Origin of the sequence: Mesorhizobium marinum, assembly GCF_040813675.1 — a bacterium.
Taxonomy (GTDB): domain Bacteria; phylum Pseudomonadota; class Alphaproteobacteria; order Rhizobiales; family Rhizobiaceae; genus Mesorhizobium_K; species Mesorhizobium_K marinum.
Genome location: NZ_JBFOCI010000024.1, coordinates 1 through 1,063 on the forward strand (window position 1 = coordinate 1; position 1,063 = coordinate 1,063).

The following is a 1,063-nucleotide window of genomic DNA, read 5'->3' on the forward strand; positions in this document are numbered from 1 at the left end:
AGGCGTCAGTTTGACCAGCGCCATGATCTTGGGCGACTACAGGGATGCAGGTGTGACGTACGCCGAAGTCCTGGGACGTATGCGCGACGAGATCACGTCCGAACTCAACAGGGTGTTTGGCCGGAGCAATGTGGACGCCACTGGCGGCAAAGCGATCAAGGTTTCCGGCAACGAGGGAACCCGCTCTGAAGTTGACGTGGTCCCAACCTTCACGCTCCACCACATTCGCACTGCTGGGCTAGCGGGTGTCACTAAAGATGACGGGGTCGCGCTGCTGTCCCCAACTGGGCATTGGACGTTCAACTATCCAGATCAGCACATTGCGAATGGTCGAGCCAAACGCCTGCGAACCGGCCTCAAATTCAAACGGATCGTGCGCTCCATCAAGCGGTTGCAGTCGGACATGGAGGAGCATGGATTGTTGCGGCGGCGGGTCCCGTCCTTTCTCATCGAATGCTTGGTCTATCTCGTCGAGGACTACCATTTTTTGGTAGAAACTGACGATCGATACATGCGGGTGAAGCGCGTTCTCCAACGTATTTCCGAGCGTCTGAACTCGGGCCTCGCCACCTACATGCTTCTCGAAATCAACGACATCAAACCGCTCTTCGGCGGGCAGGCTTGGACACTCGAACAAGCACAGGAGTTTGTGCGCCTCGCTCTTTGGCACCTCGGCGACGACTGATGTGGTTNGCGGGCAGGCTTGGACACTCGAACAAGCACAGGAGTTTGTGCGCCTCGCTCTTTGGCACCTCGGCGACGACTGATGTGGTTCTTGCTTTCCCGGAAGGCGCAGCTTGCCATCGTGGCCATTGCGATACTTGTGACGATTAAAGCGACGGAGGGCGCCTATCTTTGGTTCACTGACAACCCCGGCACATTTCTGCAGCGGCTGTCAGTCACTCTCTTCATCGTGGGGTCAGTGCTGACGCTATCGGCCGAGGTGTTCTGGTTTCGCCTCGCCCGAATTGTCCCGGCGCTTCAACGCTTCACGTTTCCAGACCTGAACGGCAGTTGGAATGGTCACCTGCATTCGACCTGGGTGAACCCCGAAACGGGCCAA

Annotated in this window: 1 protein-coding gene and 1 pseudogene; both read left to right on the forward strand. The window is 57.5% G+C overall.

Going from position 1 to position 1,063, the window contains the following annotated elements; all coding sequences use genetic code 11:
* Nucleotides 1-685 (forward strand): nucleotidyltransferase-like protein (locus ABUE31_RS22665; protein WP_496400976.1); only part of this gene is annotated, 685 nt, incomplete at its 5' end.
* A gap of 81 nt (nt 686-766) precedes the next feature.
* A pseudogene (locus ABUE31_RS22670) lies at nt 767-1,063 on the forward strand (hypothetical protein); the annotation flags it as partial.